The 24,156-nt window shown below is 44.6% G+C and carries 18 protein-coding genes; 14 read left to right on the forward strand and 4 right to left on the reverse strand.

Annotation, left to right across the window (positions count from 1 at the left end):
* Nucleotides 1-98 precede the first annotated feature (98 nt).
* Nucleotides 99-1,421, forward strand: a complete 1,323-nt coding sequence (locus H562_RS15120; protein WP_051190510.1) for a pectate lyase family protein — start codon at nt 99-101, stop codon at nt 1,419-1,421.
* A gap of 127 nt (nt 1,422-1,548) precedes the next feature.
* Nucleotides 1,549-2,325, forward strand: a complete 777-nt coding sequence (locus H562_RS0112880) for a T9SS type A sorting domain-containing protein (RefSeq protein WP_027377887.1) — start codon at nt 1,549-1,551, stop codon at nt 2,323-2,325.
* Between the two features lie 875 nt (nt 2,326-3,200).
* Here the strand turns inward: H562_RS0112880 and H562_RS0112885 are convergent.
* Nucleotides 3,201-5,675: a pectate lyase family protein gene (locus tag H562_RS0112885; RefSeq protein ID WP_233702002.1), complete on the reverse strand. Its 2,475-nt coding sequence runs from the start codon at nt 5,673-5,675 to the stop codon at nt 3,201-3,203.
* 272 nt (nt 5,676-5,947) lie between these two features.
* On the opposite strand from H562_RS0112885, the gene H562_RS0112890 reads away from it, so the two are divergent.
* The 7 genes from H562_RS0112890 (at nt 5,948) to H562_RS0112920 (ending at nt 12,517) form a co-directional block, all read left to right on the forward strand.
* Complete coding sequence (locus H562_RS0112890) at nt 5,948-6,856, forward strand: alpha/beta hydrolase (RefSeq protein ID WP_034691179.1); 909 nt, start codon at nt 5,948-5,950, stop codon at nt 6,854-6,856.
* Between the two features lie 5 nt (nt 6,857-6,861).
* Nucleotides 6,862-7,830, forward strand: coding sequence for a DUF4861 family protein (locus tag H562_RS0112895; RefSeq protein WP_027377890.1), 969 nt, complete (start codon nt 6,862-6,864; stop codon nt 7,828-7,830).
* Nucleotides 7,831-7,839: 9 nt separating this feature from the next.
* Nucleotides 7,840-9,060 carry a glycoside hydrolase family 88/105 protein gene (locus H562_RS0112900; RefSeq protein WP_027377891.1) on the forward strand — a complete coding sequence of 407 codons (1,221 nt, stop codon included), beginning with the start codon at nt 7,840-7,842 and terminating at the stop codon, nt 9,058-9,060.
* 3 nt (nt 9,061-9,063) lie between these two features.
* Nucleotides 9,064-10,029, forward strand: a complete 966-nt coding sequence (locus tag H562_RS0112905; protein WP_027377892.1) for a pectinesterase family protein — start codon at nt 9,064-9,066, stop codon at nt 10,027-10,029.
* A 13-nt stretch (nt 10,030-10,042) separates the two neighbouring features.
* On the forward strand, nt 10,043-10,840 hold the full coding sequence (locus H562_RS15125; RefSeq protein ID WP_084466384.1) for a rhamnogalacturonan acetylesterase: 798 nt from the start codon (nt 10,043-10,045) through the stop codon (nt 10,838-10,840).
* Nucleotides 10,841-10,962: 122 nt separating this feature from the next.
* Nucleotides 10,963-11,514 carry a hypothetical protein gene (locus tag H562_RS0112915; RefSeq protein WP_034691181.1) on the forward strand — a complete coding sequence of 184 codons (552 nt, stop codon included), beginning with the start codon at nt 10,963-10,965 and terminating at the stop codon, nt 11,512-11,514.
* 79 nt (nt 11,515-11,593) lie between these two features.
* The gene (locus H562_RS0112920) at nt 11,594-12,517 is read left to right on the forward strand and encodes an NAD(P)-dependent oxidoreductase (protein ID WP_034691182.1); all 924 of its coding nucleotides are present in this window, start codon (nt 11,594-11,596) and stop codon (nt 12,515-12,517) included.
* On the opposite strand, the gene H562_RS0112925 is transcribed toward H562_RS0112920, so the two are convergent.
* Nucleotides 12,495-13,295: an aspartate dehydrogenase domain-containing protein gene (locus H562_RS0112925; RefSeq protein WP_027377895.1), complete on the reverse strand. Its 801-nt coding sequence runs from the start codon at nt 13,293-13,295 to the stop codon at nt 12,495-12,497. The genes H562_RS0112920 and H562_RS0112925 overlap by 23 nt on opposite strands.
* A 205-nt stretch (nt 13,296-13,500) precedes the next feature.
* Between H562_RS0112925 and H562_RS0112930 the strand changes: the two genes are divergently transcribed.
* From H562_RS0112930 to H562_RS0112940, 3 genes are all read left to right on the forward strand, one after another.
* Complete coding sequence (locus H562_RS0112930) at nt 13,501-15,513, forward strand: BCCT family transporter (protein ID WP_034691184.1); 2,013 nt, start codon at nt 13,501-13,503, stop codon at nt 15,511-15,513.
* Between the two features lie 107 nt (nt 15,514-15,620).
* On the forward strand, nt 15,621-16,055 hold the full coding sequence (locus H562_RS0112935; RefSeq protein ID WP_027377897.1) for a cold shock domain-containing protein: 435 nt from the start codon (nt 15,621-15,623) through the stop codon (nt 16,053-16,055).
* A gap of 75 nt (nt 16,056-16,130) precedes the next feature.
* Entirely contained in the window at nt 16,131-16,655 is a 525-nt protein-coding gene (locus tag H562_RS0112940) for a DNA-3-methyladenine glycosylase (RefSeq protein ID WP_027377898.1), read from the forward strand.
* 300 nt (nt 16,656-16,955) lie between these two features.
* Here the strand turns inward: H562_RS0112940 and H562_RS0112945 are convergent, their stop codons facing one another.
* Both H562_RS0112945 and H562_RS0112950 read right to left on the reverse strand, forming a co-directional pair.
* Nucleotides 16,956-17,969 carry an SDR family oxidoreductase gene (locus H562_RS0112945; protein WP_051190511.1) on the reverse strand — a complete coding sequence of 338 codons (1,014 nt, stop codon included), beginning with the start codon at nt 17,967-17,969 and terminating at the stop codon, nt 16,956-16,958.
* Between the two features lie 156 nt (nt 17,970-18,125).
* Complete coding sequence (locus H562_RS0112950) at nt 18,126-19,109, reverse strand: aldo/keto reductase (protein WP_027377900.1); 984 nt, start codon at nt 19,107-19,109, stop codon at nt 18,126-18,128.
* A gap of 324 nt (nt 19,110-19,433) precedes the next feature.
* Here H562_RS0112950 and H562_RS0112955 point away from each other — a divergent pair, with 324 nt between their 5' ends.
* Complete coding sequence (locus H562_RS0112955) at nt 19,434-20,579, forward strand: ATP-binding response regulator (RefSeq protein WP_027377901.1); 1,146 nt, start codon at nt 19,434-19,436, stop codon at nt 20,577-20,579.
* Complete coding sequence (locus H562_RS0112960; RefSeq protein WP_027377902.1) at nt 20,569-24,153, forward strand: response regulator; 3,585 nt, start codon at nt 20,569-20,571, stop codon at nt 24,151-24,153. The genes H562_RS0112955 and H562_RS0112960 overlap by 11 nt, the downstream gene beginning before the upstream one ends.
* Nucleotides 24,154-24,156: the final 3 nt, after the last annotated feature.

A 24,156-nucleotide genomic window follows, 5' to 3' on the forward strand; every position in this document is an offset into this window, starting at 1 on the left:
CTTCTTTCTTTTTTTCTGATGGTTTTACTCCTTAAATAAAATCACCGCAGATTTTTAGCAACAGCTATTTTATCCAAATAATTCTTAATTACAAATACATGAAAAAGTATATACTCACAGCTGCCACATTATTATTTGCCGCTTTCAGTTCTGCCCAAAATTACTATCTGCCAGCGCCCGAAGGTTTTGGTGCGGCCACCACGGGCGGCGGCGACTCCACGCCGGTGACGGTCTCCACCTATACAGCTTTAAAATCCAACCTGACTTCTGCCGGCTCAAAAGTAATTTTGGTTTCCGGCGAAATCACCGTACCGTCCGGTCAGATGATCAGTGCAGTTATTTCGAACAAATCCATTATTGGACTGCCGGGTGCCAGACTCATTAATGAAAACCAAACTACCGGTGCCGGCATTTTGTATTTAAAGCCTGGCTCTTCCAACATCATCATCCGTAATTTAGTCTTCGTGGGCCCCGGAGCTTATGATATCGACGGCAAAGACAACTTAACTGCAGATGGTGTTTCACGTCTGTGGGTGGATCACTGCGAATTCCAGGATGGCCAGGACGGAAACTTTGATATTAAAGGACTTTCTGACAACATAAGTGTTTCGTGGTGCAAATTCACCTACTTAAAACCTCCGGTTGCGGGCGGCTCCGGCGGTTCCAATGATCACCGTTTTTCTAACCTGGTCGGTTCCGGTCCAACTGATGCGCCGGGCGACGGCCACTACAGCATCACATTTCAAAACTGTTACTGGGCCGAAGGGATCAAAGGAAGAATGCCACGCGCCCGAAATGCGGAACTGCACATTCTGAGCAGTTATTTCAATACTTCGGTGGCTGGGGCTGTAGCCATAGGTTTAGGCGGCGGCATCAACAATACGACCTGCTATGTGGAGAATTCCAACTTCGCAAAAGTAAAAACGGTATATCAGGGTTATCCCGGCGATGGCGGAACTGTTGCAATAGAATTTGTGAATTCGATGGGCGGCGTGTCCAACATCGGCACAGTACCAAAACCCACATACAGTACAACGCCCATTCCCGTAGCAGAAGTTGCGCAGTTTCTAACTGATCCGACCTGCGGTGCAGGTGCTTCTCTGCTGATAACTGCAGATGGTGTGGTTTCGCCAAGTGCATGTACAAACCTCGGAACGCAGGCATCACAAAAAGCCGGAATGAAAAAACTGACAGCAACACTGCAGCAGGATGTTCTGTTTCTTAATTTCCCGAAGGGAATAAAAGGCGTAGCGAACGTTAAAATATTTTCTGCACTCGGACAGACAGTGAAGTCTGCGGAAATGGATCTTTCTAAATCGTCAGCGGTTCAGCTGAATGTGGGCGCGCTGGATTGCGGTGTATATTACATATCTGCGCAGGCAGCTACCGATTCTTTTAGCGGAAAGTTCCTTAAACACTAGATTCCTTTAAAAATCTTCAAAAATGTAAGCACAGGTGTTGCAGAGTTTTTAAATAAATTATACATTTGTGCAATCGATTAATCTAATCATATAATAGTAAAAATCAAGAACTTAAAATCTCAATGTTATGAAAAAATCTTTCCTTTCCTTAGTAGCAGGGTTTCTGCTTTTTTCAGGAATTGCCACAGCGCAGACTACCACCTGGAATTTCTCTGAATGGCCGGCACAAAGTGGCTATACAGAATCTACTGTAGTAAACAATCTTGGCTTTCTTCCCGGCCCAAGCAACAGCTCCAATTTAATGGGTGCTATTGAAAGCAACACCGCTACAATCGACGGAATCAGCTTTACCCAAAGACTGAAAACGAACGGCGGCAGTTACACTTCCGGTGAGACAAATTTCGCAATGCCTTCGCAGCGCGCAATGTATTTTGATGTAAACGGTAATTCCACCATTAAAATATGGTATAAGAACGGTGGTGGCGGTACCCGTACTGTGTATATCACCAACGGAACATCGGTTCTTACGTCATTCCCTTACACCGATTCCACTGTCGGCCAGTACGTGACTTACAATTATGTGGGCGGTCCTACCAAAATTTATATTACAGATGACCAGGCTGTTAACTTCTATCAGATTTCAGCTACCAACCTGGCTACTACGACTGTTCTGGGAGTAACAAATGCAAACAAAAAATCTTCAACAGTTTATGCAGCCGGTAACCAGGTTTTTGTCAGCAAACTTAGCGGTCCCGCGACTGTAGAAGTGTATACCATGAATGGTGCACTTGTAAAAACAATCAGCGCAAAAGCAGATACTTCATTTAATTTAAATACCGGAATTTATATTGTTAATGTAAAATCCGGGAACCAAACTGTTTCTCAAAAAGTCTCAGTAAGATAGTTTTTTTGTGATTAATATTTTTTTGTGAAACAGAAAGCAGCAAGTCGTATTGCTGCTTTCTGCTTTTTGGATCTGATGAGTTTGCGCAGCACCCTATCCAAAAATACCGTTTAAGGTTATCACCAAAAAAGTCTTTAGTTAAGGTTTATCAATACACATCCGGAGAGGGCAGCAATTTATTTTGTTGCTCTTTTTATTCTTGGTTCACCGTTTGGTGGCATCCTGGATTTATATATTTATTAATGGTCATTAAATGGACATTTAATGTAAGTTTTCGGTGGATATTAAGTTTTTGTCCGGAATACAGCGCATTTTCTTTTTTATTTTTAATGATGCTTCTTTGTAAATACTCTTGGAATTATCTTGATTAAAATTTAACTGTGATGCTGTTATAAAAAGTCAGCGTCTGCGTTTTTTGGTAATTAAATACCCGGTAATTTTGCAGTTTTTTTTTAACTAAATTCTATGAAAATTAAACAGAATTTCCACAGTAGTCCAGCGTAGATATTTGCAACTACCCTTCCGAAATACGAAAATAATTCCTCAAGTACACGAAAAAAAACCGGTGGCGGATTTTAAACAGAACGCGCGTTCAGTGCCTGGTATTTTCTTTTACAGGATTTATACTCCACAACCATATAATGAATTTTTATCTAAAGTCCTGAACTGATCTCTAAACTGTCATCAGCTGAATAAATGAGACCGAAAATTTCCGCTGGGATCCGAAAAGATGTATAGCTTATTTTTTCTCATCAGGTTCCTTCCCAAACCGGACATTTTTGGTTTTTATAAATTTCACTTCTTATAAATTCTTTCTACTTTAAATAAAAAAAAGGATGGCAAAAAGCCATCCTTCAGTACTTAAAAAGTAAATCTTACTTTTTAATGATTTTCTGTATGTGCACACCTTTGGTTGTCTGTATTTTAACCAGATATAATCCTGCTGTCAGATTTTGCAGATTCAGTGAGGTATTTCCTCCACTGAAAGTTTTCATCTGCTGACCTGCCATATTGAAGACAGAGACCTGGGTTACTTTTTCTTCTGCCGGAATGACCAGATTCAACACATCAGTCACCGGATTCGGATACACTTTTATTGCTTTTGCAGTTGCAGTTGCCGCATCTGCCGCAAGTGTGGTAAATTCCGTTTTGATGTAGTACAGATTTGTGGTATCACCTTTTTTAATCGTATGGCTTCCTGCAGCCAGTGAAGGTATAATTAAAACACCGTTACTTGGGTAATAAGTCGCATTGTCGATTTTTACCTTACCCGAGAATGTGGGATCGAAAACAAGTGTAAGTTTGGACGGTTCCATGGTATCGTATGATACGATGGTTGCAGATTCCATTTTCATTCTTGCCGTAAGTATCAGTCCGTCGTAGGTGGTATTGCCGGGCGTAGAGTTCATATTCGCACCCGTAAAGGTGTAGAATGTACTGTTCAGACCGGATACCGTGAAGTTATGAATCTGGTTGCCTTGTGAACCTGGTTCTTCTACAGATATGTTTCCTGAACCCTCCACCGGTGTGCCTGTAGGTCCGGAGGTGACCACGGTGAAACTTACATCTTCAGTCGGCGTTCCCGATACAGTGATCGTTTGCGCTGCCATATCTTTAACAGCAGTAATTCCTGCGGCCGGCAGACCGATTACAGTGGCATCGGTTGCGGTTCCACCCCAGGTGAAAACCATATCGCTGATCGCAGTGCCCGTGATGACGGTTTGGTCATTGTTATTCGGCACAGTCAGCGTCTGGCTGCTTGGGTTCACAGGATCTTCACCCTGTACATAGACAAGCTGAGTAGTATAATTAAGCAGCAAAGCTTTCAAAGCCGCATTTACAGCGTACGAAGCATCATCCACTGCATTGTTGAAGGCAAATGAAATGTCTCCGCCGGAAACACGTCCTGCGTACATCATCGTCTTATCTCTTGCCACTTCCGGCTCATCGATCACCAGTGAACTGATGTATAAAGTCGGGTCTGTATCGAAATTGTTGTAGGTGTTTCCGCCTTTTTTTGATTTAATGGTGTTGGGAACCACTTCATTTCGCGTCGCCGAAACATAGGCATCAAATTCAACTGGATAATTTACAGGATCGTAGCCTACAAACCTCTGCTGGCCGCTCATTACATTATTAAAAGCTTTGATCACGCCGCCGGCTTCACTTGAAAATGTTCCCTGGGCACCGTTGTACACATCGCTTCCCTGCATCGAGGTAAGCATAGGATATTTGCAGGCGCGGAAAAAATTTCCTTCCATAAAAACCGATGAGGCCATGGTAGAACCTGCACCGTATTTTGAGTTTCCGTCGTAATAATTGTTGTACACGTGGGCAGAATAATACCGAACCCGCGGGTGCCGGGAATCTGAGTGGTCATACCAGTTGTGGTGGTAAGTAATATATAAATTCGCCATACTTCCTTCGCTCAAACCCAGCAGATTGCTTTTGCCACTGTCCCAGAAATGGTTGTAAGAAAAAGTGACATCGGTAGATTTTTTACAGTCAAGCGCGCCGTCACCTTTGGCCTGATCAGCATCGCCACCTGCCGCGCCGTAAAACATATCGCAGTTGTGAACCCAGATATGGTCGTTCCCCTGCTGCAGTCCTACGTTATCACCTTCATTGGAGTCGGTCAGCATGAAGCCGATATTTCTGATCTCAATATTGCTGGCATTCTTGATGCGTATTCCCCAGCCATTGGCCACCGCATCCGAACCTACACCTTCTATGGTAATGGAGCCGTTTGCGTTATTCTTGTTTTCTACTACAATATCTCCGGACTGCATGTTGCTGAGATCAGTAATATTTCCAATCATGCGGACGACCAGGGGCCGGGAATCAGAACCTTTTTTAAAACCGTCTAAAATATTCTGCAGCCCTACGCAAGGGTTGGTCGTTGCACCGGTCACATTGAGTGAAACCGTGTTTTTGGTATTTTGAGTAACGTAAATGATCTGGGCGTTATCCTTCAAAGTACCGTCAAATTTATAGGCGCCGGGCAGTCTGCCACCACGGTAAGCAAAACCTGTACGGTCATGCGCAACCACAGTTACAGGTGCTGAAACAGTGGCATCTCCCTCTGTTCCGCCAATTACGGGCACCACCTTCATGGTGTAAACTCCGGCGGCAAGTCCCAGGGCATCTGCGCGGAAATAAGAACCGTAACTCCGGATCAGCTGCGTATCGATTTTCTGATCGCTCACGCCCTGGCCGGAATAATACACATTATAACTTTGGGCTCCTTCCACCGGCGTCCACTGCACGTAGGCTGATTCCAGCCAGCCGGTTTGCTGGGTAATCGTTACAGACTGTGCCTCCAAGCCCAGTGACATTAGAAATAATGCCATAAAAAATACAATTTTTCTCATTGTTCGGGTAATTTAATTTTAGCGTTTTCCATTAATGTAATGGATTACACAAATGTAGAAATATTTCTGAATCATCATTACAGAATTGTGAATTATTTTTAAAAAGGTGATTTATTCAGTCGGAAACCGTGAAAAACAGTTATCTGGTCCGCTTCTGATGCTTGATTATTGCTAACTTTCACGAAATGACGACTTTTCTTTTGCCCTTAAAACAAAATTATATAGATTTGTGTAATCGATTGCTTTTAATTATGAATGATTCCCTCGCCAGAAAGATCCTCTTAATTATAACCCTTGGCATGCTGGTGTTCATCAGTGCGCAGGGAAAAAAGGATACTGCTTTTACCCTAAACTCGGAATTCGCTAAACAGATAAGAAAATACCCATTCATTAAAAAAGTAAATCCGACACCTCAGACTGCACTCAAAGAGGAACATAATATTGTGTACGCTACTCTTTCCGGGCGTGACGTACATCTTGATGCATTCATCCATCCAGAAAAAAAACTGTTGCCCGCAGTCATCCTCATACATGGTGGCGGCTGGAAATCCGGCAGCAAGGAGCTGCAGAAACCGCTGGCACAGCAGATCGCACTTTCAGGCTATCAGACTTTTACCTTAGAATACCGGCTTTCAGCAGAAGCGCCATATCCGGCGGGAATCAATGACATACGTGCCGCCATTGATTATATAAAAAAGAATTCTGCCTCCTTTAATGTAGTTCCAAAAAAAATAGCACTTCTCGGCTGTTCATCCGGTGGCCAAATGGCCTCACTGATTGGCACAAAATATCCAAAGGAAATAAATGCCGTCATCGATATCGACGGTCTTCTGGCTTTTCACCATCCTGATTCGGAAGAAGGAAAATCCGCTGCGGACTGGCTGGGCGGGACTTATGAAGTGGTCCCAAAAATTTGGGAAGATGCATCTGCACTCACCCATGTCTCTGAAAATACACCACCTTTCCTTTTCATCAGCAGCCGGTTCAAGCGCTTCACCGCAGGAAAAGCAGAAATGACTGAAAAACTTACCCAGTACGGAATTTACTCCGAAGACAGAAAGATCGAAAACAGTCCGCATACCTTTTGGCTTTTCGAACCGTGGTTTGATACGACATTACGCTACATCAATAATTTTCTATATTTAAATTTCAAAAAATAAAAAAAATGAAAATCTATACAACAGCCGCGGCTTTTGCGCTGATACTTGCACAGATCAGCTGCGCCACGCACACAACCGCTCCCGTACCCGGCGCCAAAACCTATGCGGAAATATCAGTGAAGGAGGGTGGCAGCTGGACCGGCAGAAAATATGCGGGCGGTACCTTCAAAAATGTACAGGAGCACACGATTGATCCACGGCATACCGACCATTCTTTTGATATACGATACGAAGGTCCCGGCTGGGAAAGCAATCTGATCGCCTACCGCCTGTATCTCGACTGGCGAAATGCGATTGATATTTTCGGTAAAACTACAGAAAAGATAATCCTGCCGGAAGTGGGTCAGGACGGTTTTGATTCATACCACTTGAAACAGGATTGGGGCTCCGATATCTTGAAAGTAGGCAAAGGTGTCGGTCTCGGTTCAATCTCACGGATCGTAAACAATGAAATGTACCGCTTCGAAAGCGTGGATAAAACTACTGTAAAAGTCCATAATGCTGCGAAAAGCTCCGGTGTAGATATTTTCTATAAAGGCTGGAAAACCCTTAACGACAAGATCAATGTAAATGCGTCCTTATCCATCTTTCCGGACGAGCGGTTTACGAAATACAGCTTCACCCCTTCGGCACCTGTTTCGGGGATCTGCACAGGAATTGTAAAGGTGAAGAATTCCGAATATTGGGAGAAAACTGATGCCGCGGGAAACTGGGGATATATCGCCACTTTCGGAAACCAATCGATGTTTGACGACGCGCTGGGCATGGTTCTCTTTTACGAAAAATCAACAGCAGCCGAAGTTAAAGCAGGTCCGTTTGATCATCTTGTCATCTTTAAACCGACCACAAAACCGATAACCTATTATTTTCTCGCTACCTGGGAAAAAGAAGCGCACGGCATCACGACAAAAGCCGAATTCGAGGCGTACATCAACAATAAACTGACGGAACTTAATTCGAAAAACAAACTTTAAAGATATAAAATGCTTAAACTGAATACACGGCTTTTTTCATTCGCTTTCTTCGCAGCAATTATGCTGACTTTTGTATCGTGCACGCTTCAGCAGAAAGTTTCGGAACAAGATCACATGGTGATACCCGCTGAAAAAAAATGGTCCGAAAAAATGGCTTTAACGCTGATGCATGATTATCCTGAAGCCTATCAACTTGACGATAAAACCGAACCCAAGTGGGATTACGTACACGGTTTGGTGATGTCCGGCTTTGAGCATTTATATAAAAAGACCGGCGACCAAAAGTATTTTCAGTATCTGAAGGGCTATGCCGATGCAACCATTAACGAAAATGGTGAAATACCGTCGTACAGGTTCGCGAATTACAATATCGATATGATCGAGGCGGGAAATATCCTTTTTTACCTTTACAGTGAAACCGCGGAACAGAAATATCTTACTGCCATGCAAACGCTGAAAAGTCAGCTCGAAGCGCAGCCGCGCACAACTGAAGGTGGTTTCTGGCACAAACAGGTCTACCCAAACCAAATGTGGCTGGACGGTCTCTTCATGGGTGCTCCTTTTTATGCGCACTATACCGCAACTTTCGAAAACGGCAAAAATCTGAACGATGTGGCACTGCAGTTTGAGATCATTCAGAAACACCTCGTAGATCCCAAAACCGGACTCCTGTATCACGGTTGGGACGAAAGTAAAAAAATGGCCTGGGCAAATCCCGAAACCGGCACTTCGCCTACTTTCTGGTCGCGCTCTCTTGGCTGGTATGCAATGGCACTTGTAGATGTGCTCGATTATTTTCCGAAGGATCACCCGAAACGCGCAGAGTTGGTTGGGTACTTTAAATCGCTTTCTCAGGCATTGGCGAAATATCAGGACCACAGCGGTCTTTGGTATCAGGTCACAGATCAGGGAAACCGTGGCGGAAACTATCTGGAAGCTTCAGGTTCTGCCATGTTTATTTATGCTTTTGCAAAAGGTGCCAACAAAGGTTACCTGCCACAAAATTATAAAACCCTGGCCCAGAAAGGTTTCGACGGTATGATCAAAGATCTCGTAAAGGTTTCGCCCGATGGTTTGGCGACCATTACTCAGGCTTGCGCTGTTGCAGGTTTGGGCGGAAAGCCTTACCGCGACGGCTCTTTTGAATATTACGTGAACGAGCGTAAAAAAGACAACGATCCCAAAGCGACCGGTCCTTTTATTCTCGCAGCTTTGGAACTTGACCGCTAAGCCATGAAAAGGTTCTTTCTTTACAGCTTTGTCTTCCTGATTTCCTCTTTGGTCTTTGCACAGGAGAAAGATACACTTGTTGTGGCCAAGGACGGTTCAGGCGACTACACTTCGGTGCAGCAAGCCATTGACAATACCAAAGCTTTCCCCGAAAACGTAAAAACCATCTACATTAAAAAAGGTATTTACAAAGAAAAAGTAAAACTACACGCCTGGAATCCGCAACTGCACCTGGTAGGTGAAAGCCGCGATTCTACGGTGATTTCTTTTGATGATCATTTCAGTAAAATAAATCTTGGCAGAAACAGCACTTTCTTTACGCCCACACTTTCAGTTGAGGCTGATGACGCAGTCGTGAAAAATCTAACCATCGAAAATACGGCGGGCGATATTGGTCAGGCCATTGCGCTGAGTCTTTCCGGAGACAGGACCGCAGTTTTAAACTGCAGAATTTTGGGAAATCAGGATACACTCTATGTGTCCGGTGGAGGCACGCAGTTTTTCAAAGACTGTTATATCGCCGGCACAACAGACTTTATTTTCGGCAATGCCACTGCGTTTTTTGAGAACTGCGAAATTTTCAGTAAAAAAGATTCTTTTATCACAGCAGCTTCCACACCGAGGGAAAACGCCTTTGGACTTGTGTTCAGGCAGTGCAGGTTTACTGCGGTGCCGGATGTTTCAAAAGTATTTTTGGGAAGACCGTGGCGTACCTATGCAAAAACAGCTGTACTGAACTCCTATCTCGGATCCCATATTCTTGCTGAAGGTTGGGACAATTGGAACAACAAAACCGCCGAAAAAACGTCATATTACGCGGAATTTAAGAATGAAGGACCCGGCGCGGCAACCGGGGAAAGAGTGAAATGGTCTCACCGGCTTCGCAAAAAAGAAGCGCTACGGTTTGCCAAAGAAAAAGTCCTCAGAGATGATGCGCATCCGTTATGGTTCCGGGCTTTATTACCTTAAAAAATTATTTACAATGAAAAATTACCCTCTGTTATTTCTCGCATTTTTATTACTAATGAACTGCGCCGGCGTGGATTCTGCCAAAAACCATTCAAAGAAAATAACCATTTATACCATCGGTGATTCTACGATGGCCAATAAACCGGATCCCGACAAAAATCCGGAGCGCGGCTGGGTACAGGTTCTGCCTCAGTTTTTCAATGAAAATGTGACTGTAAAAAATCACGCCGTCAACGGCCGCAGTACCAAAAGTTTCCGCGAACTTGGTCACTGGAAAAAGGTTGTAGATTCGCTGCAACCCGGTAATTATCTCCTTATTCAGTTTGGCCACAACGACGGTAAAGAAACCGATCCCGCGCGCTACACCAATCCACAGACAGCTTACCGCTATAACCTGATGGCTTATATTGAAGAAGCGCGCGCCAAAGGTGCAATCCCGATTCTGTGCTCGTCGATCGCGCGCCGGAAATTCAACAAAGAAGGTGTTCTGCTCGATGCACATGGTAATTATACGCTGATCGCACGTCTTGTGGCGCAGGAAATGAAAGTTCCATTTGTCGATATGCAGTATCTTACTGAGAAAATGGAAGTAAAGTTTGGTGTAGAAGGTTCTAAAAAGCTGCATCTTCATTTTGAACCCAATGAAAACACTTACGTGCCAAAAGGTTTGGATGACAATACACACCTTTCCGTTTTGGGCGCTACCGAGGTGGCCAAACTGTTTGTGCAGGAACTTAAAAAACAAAATCTTCCGCTTGCGAATTATTTAAAAAAAGAAACTGAGCCATCAACTCAGAAAAACGAACTTTAAGATAATCTTGGGTTAGCCTCTTTCATTAAAGAAGACCAGCTAAAAACGTGTTAGGGTACTTAAAAAAGGAATCTGTTCATTAAAAATATAAATTGATGTAACTTGCAGTTTAATATTGCATTATGAAAAGAAATAAAATACTCCTGCTGTTTGTCGTCAGTTTTTTTCTGAGCTCATGCATTGTTTCAACTGCCGCAAAGATCGTCACCACCACGGCAAAGATCGGCTACTCCGCTGTAAAGGGAACCGTAAAAGGTGTAAGCTGGGCCGTGAAGAAAGCCGAAGGTAAAATCAACGAAGACCGTCTGGATGGTGTTTGGAAAGTAGTTGGCGTATACAACGGCAGTTATGAGCAGTTCTCAAAAGACACTGAACCTGATAACACTTTTACCAGTTCCTGTACCGACGGATTTGAAGTTATTGAATTTAAAGCCAACCGGGAGAAATTCAAACCTGTTAATTGCCAGTCCACTGATGAAGACTGGATCAAATACAAATTTAAATTCGGTAAAAACCCACAGACAAAAGAAAAGGAAAACTACATAAAATATAATTCCTCCAACTATATTTCCATTATTGATGTCACCAACACAACAATGGTCTTAGAAGGTAACCTGATGCAGAATTATGCGTTATCCGGCGGTAAGCTCTATCTTTTCGAAAAAGTAAAATAATATTTCCACTGGCTTTTGAGCCAGCCGTATTTACTGAACTGCATGCTGTCGTGTGCAGTTCTCTTAAATTATATATCTCATGAAATTCAGAAAACTGGTCGCACTTGAACCATTAAACTTAATTCCTTCTGCCGAAAATGACCTCGGCAGTTTTGCCGAAGAAGTAATCATATACCGCGACCGGCCACAAACTGCCACCGAAATTATACAGCGTATCGGCGATGCCGACGCGGTGTTGGTAAGCTATACGACAACTTTGGGTAAGGATTCTCTGGCGTACTGCCCGAACCTTAAGTATATCGGCATGTGCTGTTCGCTTTACAGTCCCGAAAGTGCCAATGTAGATATTTCCTACGCCAACTCCCGTGGGATCGCGGTAGACGGCATCCGCGATTATGGCGATGAAGGTGTGGTGGAATATGTGGTGAGCGAACTCATCCGCTGCCTGCATGGTTTTGGAAATCTCCCCAGCGGCAAGCCAAGAAAACCCTGGAGCGGCATACCGCGCGAGATTACCGGCCTTAAAGCAGGAATCATCGGACTGGGGAAATCGGGCGGTATGATCGCTGATGCACTCCATTTTTTTGGAGCAGACCTCTCCTACTTTTCGCGCACAAGAAAACCTGAAGCCGAAAATAAAGGTTTCCGTTATTTACCACTTCGCGAGCTTTTGCAGGACAACGAAGTGCTTATTACGTGCCTGAATAAAAATACCGTGCTCTTGTACGAAAGCGAATTTCAGCATTTAGGAAACCGAAAAATAGTTTTCAATACCGGTCTGTCGCCGGCATGGCAGGAAGAAGCGCTCATAAAATGGCTCGAAGGAGATAACCTTTTATATTGTGATACTTTAGGCGCGCTTGGTTCGGAAAAATTACTGAACCATCCGAAGGTGAACTGCATGCAGGTTTCTTCCGGGCGGACAAGCCAGGCATTCATCCGTCTGAGTGAAAAAGTTTTGGCCAATTTAACCGCGCATCTTAAAAAACAATCGGCGAGGTGATATTCCGGAGCGTATTCACTACACTCCAACCTGCGATCTGAGCGGTTTTGCTGTACACATCAACCACGGCGTGGATCTGGTCGCTTTTAATTTCTATGCGGTGGTCATCGCCCACAAAACCCGGCAGCGAATTAATGGAAACCTTCACCTTTTCAGGTCCGGTAGAAGCCAAAGCAGCTGCTACAGCTACATTTACACGGGTTGGAAAAAGTGCGATCGCTTCCGCGGCGTTTCCACTGAAAACTTCGCAGGTCTCGGTTTGAAGCTTTTCGGTATAAACTTCCGTATTTTTTAGAGAGTTCGGCCCTTTCATCGTGGTAAATGTCACTTCGCTTTTCTCCATTAATGAAACCGTGCGCAATACATCAAAACCGCCAATAGCGCCGGAAGCCAGATGCACGCGGGTGCCATAGGTCAGCGCGGTCTTCTGTACCAGGCTGTAAAAATTTTCATCTGCAAAAGCACCGATCGAAAGGGTGACAATTGATAAACCGTTTTGCAGCGCGGGCACAGCTAACTCCTTTAAAGAAGACGGCGATGCAGTTTCCACGATATAGTCCGGTTTCAGGGCGAACACTTCATCAAGTGAGCGGCAGGGCGAGCATGTGTAAATATCCTGCGACTCATTGATTTTCGACGCGATATTTTCCGCTTTTTCAAATGTCCTGGAATAGGTAGCGATGAGTTGGTAATCCGGAAGCAACCCTTTAATTAAGGCTTCCAACACAATTTTTGCGAGCTTGCCGCAGCCGACAATTGCTAAAGTTTTTGATTTCATACTGCGAACATAGGAATAATTAGCCTTAAAAAAAACCGGGCGCATGGGGACTTCAAAAATGAAAAAAAATTAAGTCTTAAATTTGTGCAGACTTTGCAGACCGCCGCTGGTTTGTTCACCTCTGATTCATCAGCCTTTTTCCAAACGGTGCCTTTGAAAAGGGCCAGCTGAAAATTCGGTGTTTTTCATCTTAAAAAATTTTAACATGTTTAAAACTACTTTGCGCAGGGGAATTTTTTTACCGAGTATTATTTTTATTGCTCTGGTTTCCGTTGTTTCTGTACTGTATCCGGTACTGGCAGATCAGATCCTGAACCTCATCAAGAATTTTATCTTCGTCAATCTGAACTGGGTCTATGTTTGGGCCGTGACCTTATTTGTAATTTTCCTGGTTTACCTGCTCTTCAGCAAATACGGCAAAATCCGGCTGGGCGACAACGATAGCCGACCGGAACACTCCTTTTTTTCCTGGATCGCGATGCTGTTTTCCGCCGGAATGGGAATCGGACTCATGTATTTTGGTGTCGCAGAACCCATGCAGCACTATACGTCCGAAGCTTTCGGTCTTACACATTATGTGAACAAAGCGAAGAACGCGCAACTTTATACCTTTTTTCACTGGGGAATACACGCCTGGGCGATATACGGTTTGGTGGGCTTGTCGCTCTCGTATTTTGCATACCGCTTAAAAATGCCGTTATCTTTGCGCAGTTGCTTTTACCCTTTGTTGAAGAACAGGACCAGCGGTGCCTGGGGAAATGTGATCGATGTCTTTGCGCTGTGCAGTACTTTTTTCGGAATTACTACAACTTTAGGATTTGGTGTGGTTCAGATCAATTCCGGTCTTCAGATTCTTAACATTCTGCCCGACACCAATTTTATCTACGAAGTCATGATTGTGGGAGTCTTGGTTGGGCTTTCGATCGTATCAGCGCTGACCGGCGTGGACAAAGGAATTAAGATCCTGAGCAACCTGAATGTAACGCTCGTGGTTTGTCTGCTTTTGTTTGTGCTTTTTTTCGGTCCCACTGTTTTTCTTATTGGCAGTTTCACCGAAGGTTTGGGAAATTACATCAACAACTTTTTTAATCTGACTTTTGGAACCCACGTATACGACCGCGAAGCGCTGCCCTGGTTTTACGACTGGACCATACTTTACTGGGCGTGGTGGATCTCGTGGTCGCCTTATGTAGGTATTTTCATTGCCAAGATCTCTAAAGGCCGAACGATCCGTGAGTTTATTCTTGCTGTACTGATAATTCCGTCGCTTTTCAATTTTATCTGGATGACCGTTTTCGGAAACAGCGCCATCTGGTTTGACGTGAATGTCGGCAATGGCGCTCTGAGTGCGTTGGCGGGAAACCCCGATGCGCTGATGTTCCGTTTTTTAGAATATCTGCCCTTTACCGAAATTGCCAGCTTTGCCACCATACTTATTGTGATCATATTCTTTGTGACATCTGCAGATTCCGGGATATTTGTGATGAATAATATTGCCACAAAAAATGCCGGGAAATCGCCAAAATGGCAAACGGTTCTTTGGGGCAGTTTGCTGGCAGTACTGTCATTACTCCTGCTGAATGCCGGCGGACTGAAAGCGCTACAAAGTATGACGCTCATTACCGCGCTGCCATTTTCAATGATCATGATCCTGTTTATGGTCAGCCTGCTCAAAGGTCTCAGCATAGACCAATCCTACTACGACAGGAATTTCTCCAAAACCACCATTCCCTGGTCCGGCAGACTTTGGAAAAAACGGCTGAAGCAAATCGTGGCAACCAAGAACCGCGCTTCAGTGGACTACTTTATCAATACGGTGGTAAAACAGGCGTTTACAGAACTGCAGGCTGAGTTTGCTGAAAATGGTATCACCGCAAACATCAACATGGGAAATGAACCCGGGCATATTGAACTTGAAATCAAATATGATGTCATCAATAACTTTGTCTACGGCGTGAAAACAACATCGAAACAGATTGCAGATTACCTCATTGGCCAGGAAAATTTACCCAAAGTTCAGGAGATGGGCACCTTCTATCCGAAAGCGTATTTTGGCGATACGCGTGAGAGTTATGATATACAGTATTTCACCAAGAACGAACTTATTTCCGATGTTTTGAAACATTATGACCGGTTCCTCGATATTGTTTCCGAGAAACGCAATGAAATGTTTGTCAGCAGTGATTCTCATGACATTGATGACCGGAATGAGCAATAAATACAGATAGAATTCCGCAGTGAATGTAAAATTTTTGCTGTTCTGCTTGCATCGCATTTATTTTTTTTCGTACCTTATCAGATAATTTAAAAACAGCATATAATATAATGGCAGATTCGTTTTCAAAAAAGGAAAACTTTAAGAAAAAACTTCAGAAACAAAAGGAAAAAGCCCTTCGACGCGAGGAGAGAAAAGAAAGTAACGACAAAGGCAAGGAGCTCGACGACATGATCATGTACGTGGATGCTTACGGTCAGCTTACCAGCACACCACCGGATAAAAACGACAAGATCGATGTGGATCTGGACAGCATACAGCTGGGCGCCGCGCCACGGGAGGCTGAAGAAGTAGTTAAGATCGGGATCGTGACGTTCCTGAGCGAAAAAGGCTATGGTTTTATTACCGCAGATACTTTGAAAGATAATATTTTCTTTCACAGCAACAACTGCACAGAAATGGTAAAAAAGGGAAACAAAGTTTCATTCGAAATCGAGCGTTCACCAAAAGGACTCACTGCAGTCGACATCAAGGTGATCAGATAATCAACTATTAGCTCCGCGAGGGGCTTTTTTTATATTTAATGATTTCCTGAGTAGCTTTTTAATTTTTTTTTAAAGATGTCAGCAAGACTTTCCAAACTCTACTTTCAGCAAAATGATGCCGTTGCGCTTGCGAAGGATCTCCTGGGTAAAACGCTTGTCCGGAAGTTTGCAGATGGCCGTGAATTCCGTGCGCAGATCACCGAAACAGAAGCGTATTTCGGCCCGGATGATCAGGCGAGCCACGCCAGCAAAGGCCGCACACCACGCACGGAATTAATGTTCGGTGCCGGCGGTACGGTGTATGTGTACCTCATTTACGGCAAGTACTGGCTACTGAATATTGTTACCGGTACAGAGGATCTTCCCGAAGCCGTTCTGATCCGCGGACTCACCACCGTAAGCGGCCCGGGCAGAATCGGCAATCTTCTGGAGCTCGACCGAAGTTTTTACGGCGAAGATCTTGACACTTCGCAACGGCTGTGGCTGGAAGAGTCCGAACTTGCGGGTGCGCTGATCACCGGCCCGCGCGTCGGCGTAGATTATGCCGGCGATGAATGGCGTCTGAAACCCTGGCGCTTTATTTTACAGGAAGAAATATAGAACATTGCGTAAATAAGGTTATTACATTTATTCGTGCCAGGTGGAACTATAAATCCTTTCGAATTCATAGGACAATACTTCGTATAAAAACCAAAGGAAATATAGAGCTGGAAAACTTTAAAAAGTAAAGTTCCAACCTGCTTCAGTTCATTATTTGACTCACCTGCAAAATTGCTATTTACCCTTCAAAAAAAATGACATCAGTAAAATCCCGGTGCCATTATAAGTTATATATATTTTCTGCCGAACTGTGACTGCAATACCGTTCAAATAAAATCACACTAAAGCCTAAAATTCCGGTTAGTTTGAAACACCGCCCAAAACTCCGATGATCTGTCCTGTAATATAAGAGGAACAGGCTGGTGCGGCGAGAAATACGTAAGTAGGTGAAAGTTCTTCGGGCTGCGCAGCGCGCTTCATAGGATTTTCGGCGCCAAATTTTTTCACGTCTTCTTTTTTCTGGTCTGCCGGATTCAGCGGTGTCCACACAGGACCTGGCGCAACGGCATTTACGCGGATTCCTTTTTCCACGAGATTTTTGGCCAGGGATTGCGTAAACGCATTAATGCCGCCTTTGGTCAGCGAATAATCAATCATTTTCTCATTCCCAAAGAGGCCGTTTACCGAACTGGTATTGATGATACTGTCGCCTTCGTTTAGATGAGGCAACACGGCTTTCGCCATATAAAAATAACCGTAAAGATTGGTTTTCATTGTCATGTCGAAATGTTCGGGCGAGATCCAGTCGAGACCTTCTGCGTGCGCCTGAAAAGCTGCATTGTTGACCAGAATATTAATGGTTCCCAACTCTTTCACAGTCTCTTCCACTGCCGCTTTACAAAACCCGGGATCGGCCACATCACCCGCAATGGTCAGCGCCCGCCGGCCTTCTTTTTCTACTGCTTTTCTGGTAGCGGCAGCATCTTCGTGCTCATTAAGATAAACGATGGCCACATCGGCACCTTCCCGTGCAAACAGCACAGCCACGGCACGCCCGATTCCGGAATCGGCGCCGGTGATAAGTGCAACCTTACCTTTTAATTTTTCCGAACCTTTATAATTCGGAGCCTCGTAGCGCGGTTCCAGTTCCATATCTTTTTCCAGGCCCGGCTTTTTCAGTTTCTGTCCGGGAAATGGTGGTGCCGGCTCTACCTGGGAACCGGCCTGAACTGCCTTCTGTTTTTCATCATCTTCCTTACTTTTTTCTTTTTTAGGTGATTTCGCGTCGAGTTCGTCAATATGCTTTTGAATCTCCTGTTGTTTTTTGGCAGTGCGTTCTGCGTTTTCAGCGAAATTTTTCAAGGTATTTTTCATAATATTTCTGAGTGTGGTTTAATAGGTTTTCCGCGGGTATAAAAGCAAAGACTGTGCAACAAAACACCTTTTTCATTTTTTCTGAAGCATATTTCGTTTTTGCCTATTCCACTATAAACCTAGCCGTGGGCAAAACTAGTGTCTCTTTATTCCTTATTAAAAGTAGTCTACAAATTCATTAATAATATTCAGTTCGTCCGCACTGAGGTCAAAATTTAAAGCTTCTGCGTTTTGCTTTGCCTGTCGCGCATTTCTCGCTCCTGCAAGTGCTACTGTAATTCCCGGCCGCTCAATGGTCCAGCGTAAAACAAGCTGGCTTAAACTTGCGTTATGTTCCGACGCGATGGGTTTAATTTTCGCCAGCAGTTCGTTCGTTTTCTCTACGAATTCGGGTTGAAAATGTGGCAGGTCCGCCCGGTGGTCACCTTCTTTAAAATGGTGGCCCGATTTAATTTTCCCGGTCAGTAATCCTCTTTCCATGGGGCTGTAAGCCAGCACAGATTTCCCGGTTTTTATGCAGTACGGAACTGTTTCATCCTCCACACTGCGGTTAACCATGCTGAACGGAATCTGATTAGAAACCAGTGATACACTTTGTCCTGCTTCAGCCATTTGCTGTGCATTATAGTTGCAGACGCCGGCGTATCGCACCTTTCCCTGTTCGATCAGTTTGGCTACAGCTTCGAAGGTCTCGTCGATCGGCGTGGTAACATCCGGCCAGTGGATCTGGTAGAGATCGATATAATCGGTACCCAGCCGTTTCAGGCTTTGTTCACATTCATAAATTACACTGTCGCTGCCCGCATATTTGTAAATGTCGATCTTGCGGCCGCTGTTATCCTGGGAATGCATGGCGAGTTTTCCTTTTTCCAGATCCCAGCGCATACCGAACTTGGTAAGGATCTGAACCGTATCGCGTGGCAGGCCTTTAATTGCTTCACCCACGATCTCTTCACTTGTTCCCTGTCCGTAAACCGGCGCCGTATCAACAGAAGTGACACCCAAATCGTACGAGGTTCTGATGGCTTCGATGGCATCATTTCGGTCGGTACTTCCCCACATCCAGCCGCCTGCCGCCCAGGCTCCAAATGTTATGGCTGAAACTTTCAAATCGCTGTTTCCTAATTTTCTGTATTGCATTTTCCTTTAGTTTTAATGTTGATGTAATTTAATCAGTATGAACCGCAACAAGAACCCGACCATCTGCATGATTAGAAATCCTTTATCTGTAATTTTATTTTACGCTTTAATTTAAGGACATATACTTAAGCTCATCCTGGCAAGCGACTTCTTTCTATTAGGGATCATGCCGTCTTATTTTCTTCATTAATGAAAGTGTACGTTTCATTAGCCACAGATTCAGCAGCAAACCGCGTGCATTAATGCCTCTCAGCGTTCGTGAAAAAGTTAAAAGTGTTATCTTTGAGATCTATTGTTGTACAACTTAAAATTCAGTCCTGAAAAATGATCCTAATTGTCGATGATTCTCCCGAAAACATTATCTCCCTAAAAATGGTGCTGGAGAAAAATGATTTCGAAGTGGATACCGCTTCTTCCGGCGAAGAGGCTTTAAAAAAAATACTCAAAAAATCTTATGTCCTTATCATTCTGGATGTTCAGATGCCGGGCATGGACGGTTTTGAAGTAGCTGAAGTAATATCAGGGTACAGCAAAGCCAAAGAAACTGCCATTATATTCCTTTCTGCCGCCAGTGCAAATGTGAATCTTATTACAAGGGGTTACTCCTCCGGCGGTCTGGATTATATCAGCAAACCCGTGGATATGAATATCCTTTTGCTGAAAGTGAAAACCTTTTACCGGATCTATGAGCAGAGCCGCGCTCTAAATGAAATGCAGGATGCCCTGCGCGCTGAAATAGATTTCAGGAAAGAAGCCGAACGCAAAAAAGATGAATTCATCAGTATCGCAAGCCACGAACTGAAAACTCCGATGACGAGCATTAAAGGTTACATACAGCTGCTGGAGCGAAGTCTGGATAAGAATGATATTGAGACGGTACGCAAAAGACTTCATAAAGTACAGAACCAGGTAGAAAAACTGAATCTCCTCGTCGCTGATCTTCTGGATATTTCCAAGATCGAAAGCGGAAAACTCAAGCTTAACCGCAAATATTTCTGTTTTGGTCAGTTGCTTGATCACATTCTGGAGGCGGTACAGGAAAACAATCCGCATGTGAAAATCCTCACAAAGGCAAGTACAAAAACCGAAGTCTTCGGCGATGAAATGCGTATCGAGCAGGTGATCACCAACTTCATCACCAATGCCATAAAATACGCCCCCGATGGCGATGAAATTCATGTCACCTCCCATAGCGACGGTGAAACGATTCTTTTTTCAGTGCGCGATTTCGGTATTGGTATGTCCGAAGAGCATGAACAGAAAATCTTCCAGAAATTTTACCGGATCGAGGAGTCTTCTGAGCGTTTTCAGGGCTTAGGTATCGGTCTGTATATCTGCCAGGAGATCATCGACCGGCACAAAGGCAAGATCGGTGTTACAAGTACGCTGGGTGAAGGCTCAACTTTCTATTTTAAAATTCCTCTGCATCCGGAAATGGCAGAACAAAAAAACTTACAGTATGACATTTAAGAAAAATCTACTCTTTGGACTGGGCCTCTCGGTTCTACTTCTCATTATAAGTTCAGTTGCTTCCTACCTCAGTATCACCAATCTGATCAGCAATGCACAGATGGTGCGGCAAAGCAATGTAACCATCAAGGATCTGGACAATGTGCTGTCTTTGGTCAAAGATGCTGAAACCGGGCAGCGCGGCTATCTGCTGACCGGCAACGAAGTCTTTCTGAAACCATACAACACCGCCAAACTGCAGATTTCAGAAGCCATTACCACTTTGTCCCGCGAACTGAGCGATACCGATGCGCAGCGAAGTAAATTTGCAAAACTCCAGTTGAGTGTAAATTCCCGCATGCAGATCCTGGAGGAGAATTTAAATTACCGAAAACAAACGCAAACTGTGACTGCCGAACAGTTGCTTGCCGGTAAGAAGTTTATGGATGATATCCGGCAAACGGTTTCTGCCATGCAGAACGAAGAAAAGAAAATACTGCAGACACGCACCGAAACCATGGAGAAGTTTGCCTCCTTTACTCCGTTACTTATCATCTTTTCCGCCCTCCTCGCCCTTGCGATCACACTTACATTCTACCGGAAAGTTTCGCGCGATTTCAGTGAAAAAAACGCACTTGCCACAGAACTTGAGGAAAAAAACAGAGAAACCGAGGACCGCCTGACTGCAATAGAGAAAGTAGCCGGGCAAATATCGGACGGCGACTACAATATTCTGCTGGATCCCACAGTGAAAGAAAGTTTGGGCAGCGTGGCCAAACCACTAAATCACATGGCAGAATCTCTGCAGACCTCATTTAACCTTCTGGAGGAAAAAGAGTGGCTCAGTTCTGCCGTCGCACAGCTAAATGATGGCGTGATGGGTGAAAAAAGTCTGGAAGAACTTGCCGCGGATGTGCTGGGTATCATCACGGGACTTACCGAAAGCCGTGTGGCAGCAATTTATCTGCATGGTGACGATAATTACCTGCATCTGATGGGAAGTTATGCGCTGGCCAAAGATCTTGTAAAGACCAGGATCGCAGTCGGCGACGGCATTTTGGGCGAAGCATTCCGCACCGGAAAACACATTTTGGTGGAAGATATCGAAGATATTGATGCGACCATCAGTTACGCGACCGGAAAAACCAAACCTACAAACATCCTGGCATTGCCGATCACCAGAAATGGTCTGCCGATGGGCGTGGTAGAATTAGGTTCTACGCAGGAGTACGGCGGGCAGCAGCTAAAGTTTTTGGAAGCGGTTGCCGGCAATATTGGTCTGGCTTTCTATGGTGTTCAAAGCCGCCTGAAAATGCAGGAACTTCTGGAAGAAACTCAGGCACAGTCGGAAGAGTTGCAGACGCAGCATTCTGAGCTCGAAAACATTAACGAAGAACTTGAAGCACAGTCCCAAAAACTGTTGGCTTCCGAAGAAGAGTTACGTGTACAGCAGGAAGAGCTTTTGCAGAGCAATCAGGAACTGGAAGAAAGAACAGGTTTACTGGAAGAGAAAAATGCCCTGATCGAAGAACACAATATCAGCATTCAGCAGAAATCACTCGAGCTTGAGCAAAGCACCAAATATAAATCGGAGTTTCTGGCAAATATGTCGCATGAACTTCGCACACCTTTGAACTCAATACTTCTGCTCTCTAAATTAATGACTGAAAGCGAGGACCTGGATCCGCAATACGTGGAATATGGCGCGGTGATGCAGAGTTCCGGACAGGGATTGCTGACGCTCATCGATGAGATCCTGGACCTGTCGAAAATTGAATCCGGCAAAATGACGCTGGAGATCGACAGTATTGAAGTGGAACAGGTGGCAACGGATATGCGCATGCTTTTCAGCCCGCAAACCCGCGAGAAAAATCTGGCTTTAAATATTGAAATAGCTCCGGACACCTCAAAAATGGTGAATACCGACAAACTCCGCCTCGAACAGATCTTAAAGAATCTGCTGTCGAATGCCATTAAATTTACCTCCGAAGGAAGTATTACCCTACACATTTCCAATGATGAGGCGAAACAGAAACTTATTTTCAAAGTCATCGATACCGGAATTGGCATTGCAAAAAATAAACTGCGGATGGTGTTCGAAGCCTTCCAGCAGGCCGACGGAACCACCCAACGAAAATATGGCGGAACCGGTTTAGGTCTTTCGATCAGCCGCGAACTCGCCAGGTTGCTCGGCGGTGAGATCGACCTGGAAAGTACCGAAGGCGTCGGCAGTGAGTTTACCCTGACAATTCCCGTGGTGTACACTAAAACCGAAGAAGAACAGCCCACAAAAAAGCCGGAAAAAAGACCGGTGTATCCTGTGGAAGAAAGCGAGCCACAACCGGTGCGGTTCATCGCCGAACACATTCCGCAACCTATTGAAGATGACCGCGACCATATCGTAGAAGATGATAAGATCATTCTGATCATTGAAGATGATACGCCTTTCGCAAAGGTCATGCGCGATTATGCACGGACCAAAAACTACAAAGTAATTGTGGCGGTGCGCGGCGACGTGGGAATAGAAATGGCCCAACAGTTTAAACCTCTCGCGATTCTGCTCGACATTCAGCTGCCTGTAATGGACGGATGGCAGGTTATGGAAGCTCTAAAATCTGATCCGCAGACGAAGCCGATCCCGGTTCACATCATGTCGAGCATGCAGTTTAAGCAGGAAAGTTTACTGCGCGGCGCGGTAGATTTCATCGACAAGCCTTTTGCCCTGGAGCAAATGCAGGACATTTTCAAAAAATTGGAAGACGTATGGAGTGCCGGACCGAAAAAAGTCCTTATCGTAGAAGAAAACGAACAGCATGCAAAGGCCCTGAGTTATTTTCTGGCCGCCAACAACATCAACACCGATATTGTAAACAACGTGTCCCAAAGTCTGGAAGCACTGCAGAACAAAGAGATCGACTGCGTGATCCTGGATATGGGAATGCCGGATAAAAACGCATACGAAACGCTGGAAACCATTAAACAGCACAAAGGTCTGGAGCAGCTTCCGATCATTGTGTTTACCGGAAAAAGTCTGTCTCAGGGTGAAGAGAGCCGCATCAAAAAGTACGCAGATTCCATCGTGGTAAAGACCGCCTATTCTTATCAGCGGATTCTGGACGAGGCGGGGCTTTTCCTTCATCTTGTCGAGGAAAAAAACCGGAAAAATAAAGACAGGTCTTCAGATTTCGAAAACCTCGGTGCTTTAAGGAATATTCTGAAAGATAAAACCGTGCTTATTGCAGATGATGATGTGCGGAATATCTTCTCGCTGACAAAAGCACTGGAAATCCAGGGGATGAAAGTCATTCCGGCGATCGACGGCAAAGAAGCGCTGAAAATTTTAAAGGAAAATAAAAACATCGATGTGGTACTGATGGATATGATGATGCCTGAGATGGACGGTTATGAAAGCATCCGCGAGATCCGGTCGATGCATCAGTTTAAAAATCTGCCGGTCCTGGCAGTCACTTCCAAGGCGATGATCGGTGACCGTGAGAAATGCATTGCTGTAGGTGCCTCCGATTACATTTCAAAACCTGTAGACATCGATCAGATGGTGTCTTTGTTAAGAGTTTGGCTTTACGATAAAATTTAAAGT

The sequence above is a fragment of the Kaistella palustris DSM 21579 genome (assembly GCF_000422265.1).
Lineage (GTDB): Bacteria > Bacteroidota > Bacteroidia > Flavobacteriales > Weeksellaceae > Kaistella > Kaistella palustris.

Bases quoted from the DNA above. Each gene is read 5' to 3' on its own strand.
- H562_RS15120 (WP_051190510.1), top strand. From the start codon at position 99: ATGAAAAAGTATATACTCACAGCTGCCACATTATTATTTGCCGCTTTC.
- H562_RS0112905 (WP_027377892.1), top strand. From the start codon at position 9,064: ATGAAAAGGTTCTTTCTTTACAGCTTTGTCTTCCTGATTTCCTCTTTG.
- H562_RS0112935 (WP_027377897.1), top strand. From the start codon at position 15,621: ATGGCAGATTCGTTTTCAAAAAAGGAAAACTTTAAGAAAAAACTTCAG.
- H562_RS0112895 (WP_027377890.1), top strand. From the start codon at position 6,862: ATGAAAATCTATACAACAGCCGCGGCTTTTGCGCTGATACTTGCACAG.
- H562_RS0112950 (WP_027377900.1), bottom strand. From the start codon at position 19,109: ATGCAATACAGAAAATTAGGAAACAGCGATTTGAAAGTTTCAGCCATA.
- H562_RS0112925 (WP_027377895.1), bottom strand. From the start codon at position 13,295: ATGAAATCAAAAACTTTAGCAATTGTCGGCTGCGGCAAGCTCGCAAAA.
- H562_RS0112915 (WP_034691181.1), top strand. From the start codon at position 10,963: ATGAAAAGAAATAAAATACTCCTGCTGTTTGTCGTCAGTTTTTTTCTG.
- H562_RS0112900 (WP_027377891.1), top strand. From the start codon at position 7,840: ATGCTTAAACTGAATACACGGCTTTTTTCATTCGCTTTCTTCGCAGCA.
- H562_RS0112955 (WP_027377901.1), top strand. From the start codon at position 19,434: ATGATCCTAATTGTCGATGATTCTCCCGAAAACATTATCTCCCTAAAA.
- H562_RS0112885 (WP_233702002.1), bottom strand. From the start codon at position 5,675: ATGGCATTATTTCTAATGTCACTGGGCTTGGAGGCACAGTCTGTAACG.
- H562_RS0112880 (WP_027377887.1), top strand. From the start codon at position 1,549: ATGAAAAAATCTTTCCTTTCCTTAGTAGCAGGGTTTCTGCTTTTTTCA.
- H562_RS0112940 (WP_027377898.1), top strand. From the start codon at position 16,131: ATGTCAGCAAGACTTTCCAAACTCTACTTTCAGCAAAATGATGCCGTT.
- H562_RS0112920 (WP_034691182.1), top strand. From the start codon at position 11,594: ATGAAATTCAGAAAACTGGTCGCACTTGAACCATTAAACTTAATTCCT.
- H562_RS0112945 (WP_051190511.1), bottom strand. From the start codon at position 17,969: ATGAAAAATACCTTGAAAAATTTCGCTGAAAACGCAGAACGCACTGCC.
- H562_RS15125 (WP_084466384.1), top strand. From the start codon at position 10,043: ATGAAAAATTACCCTCTGTTATTTCTCGCATTTTTATTACTAATGAAC.
- H562_RS0112930 (WP_034691184.1), top strand. From the start codon at position 13,501: ATGTTTAAAACTACTTTGCGCAGGGGAATTTTTTTACCGAGTATTATT.
- H562_RS0112890 (WP_034691179.1), top strand. From the start codon at position 5,948: ATGAATGATTCCCTCGCCAGAAAGATCCTCTTAATTATAACCCTTGGC.
- H562_RS0112960 (WP_027377902.1), top strand. From the start codon at position 20,569: ATGACATTTAAGAAAAATCTACTCTTTGGACTGGGCCTCTCGGTTCTA.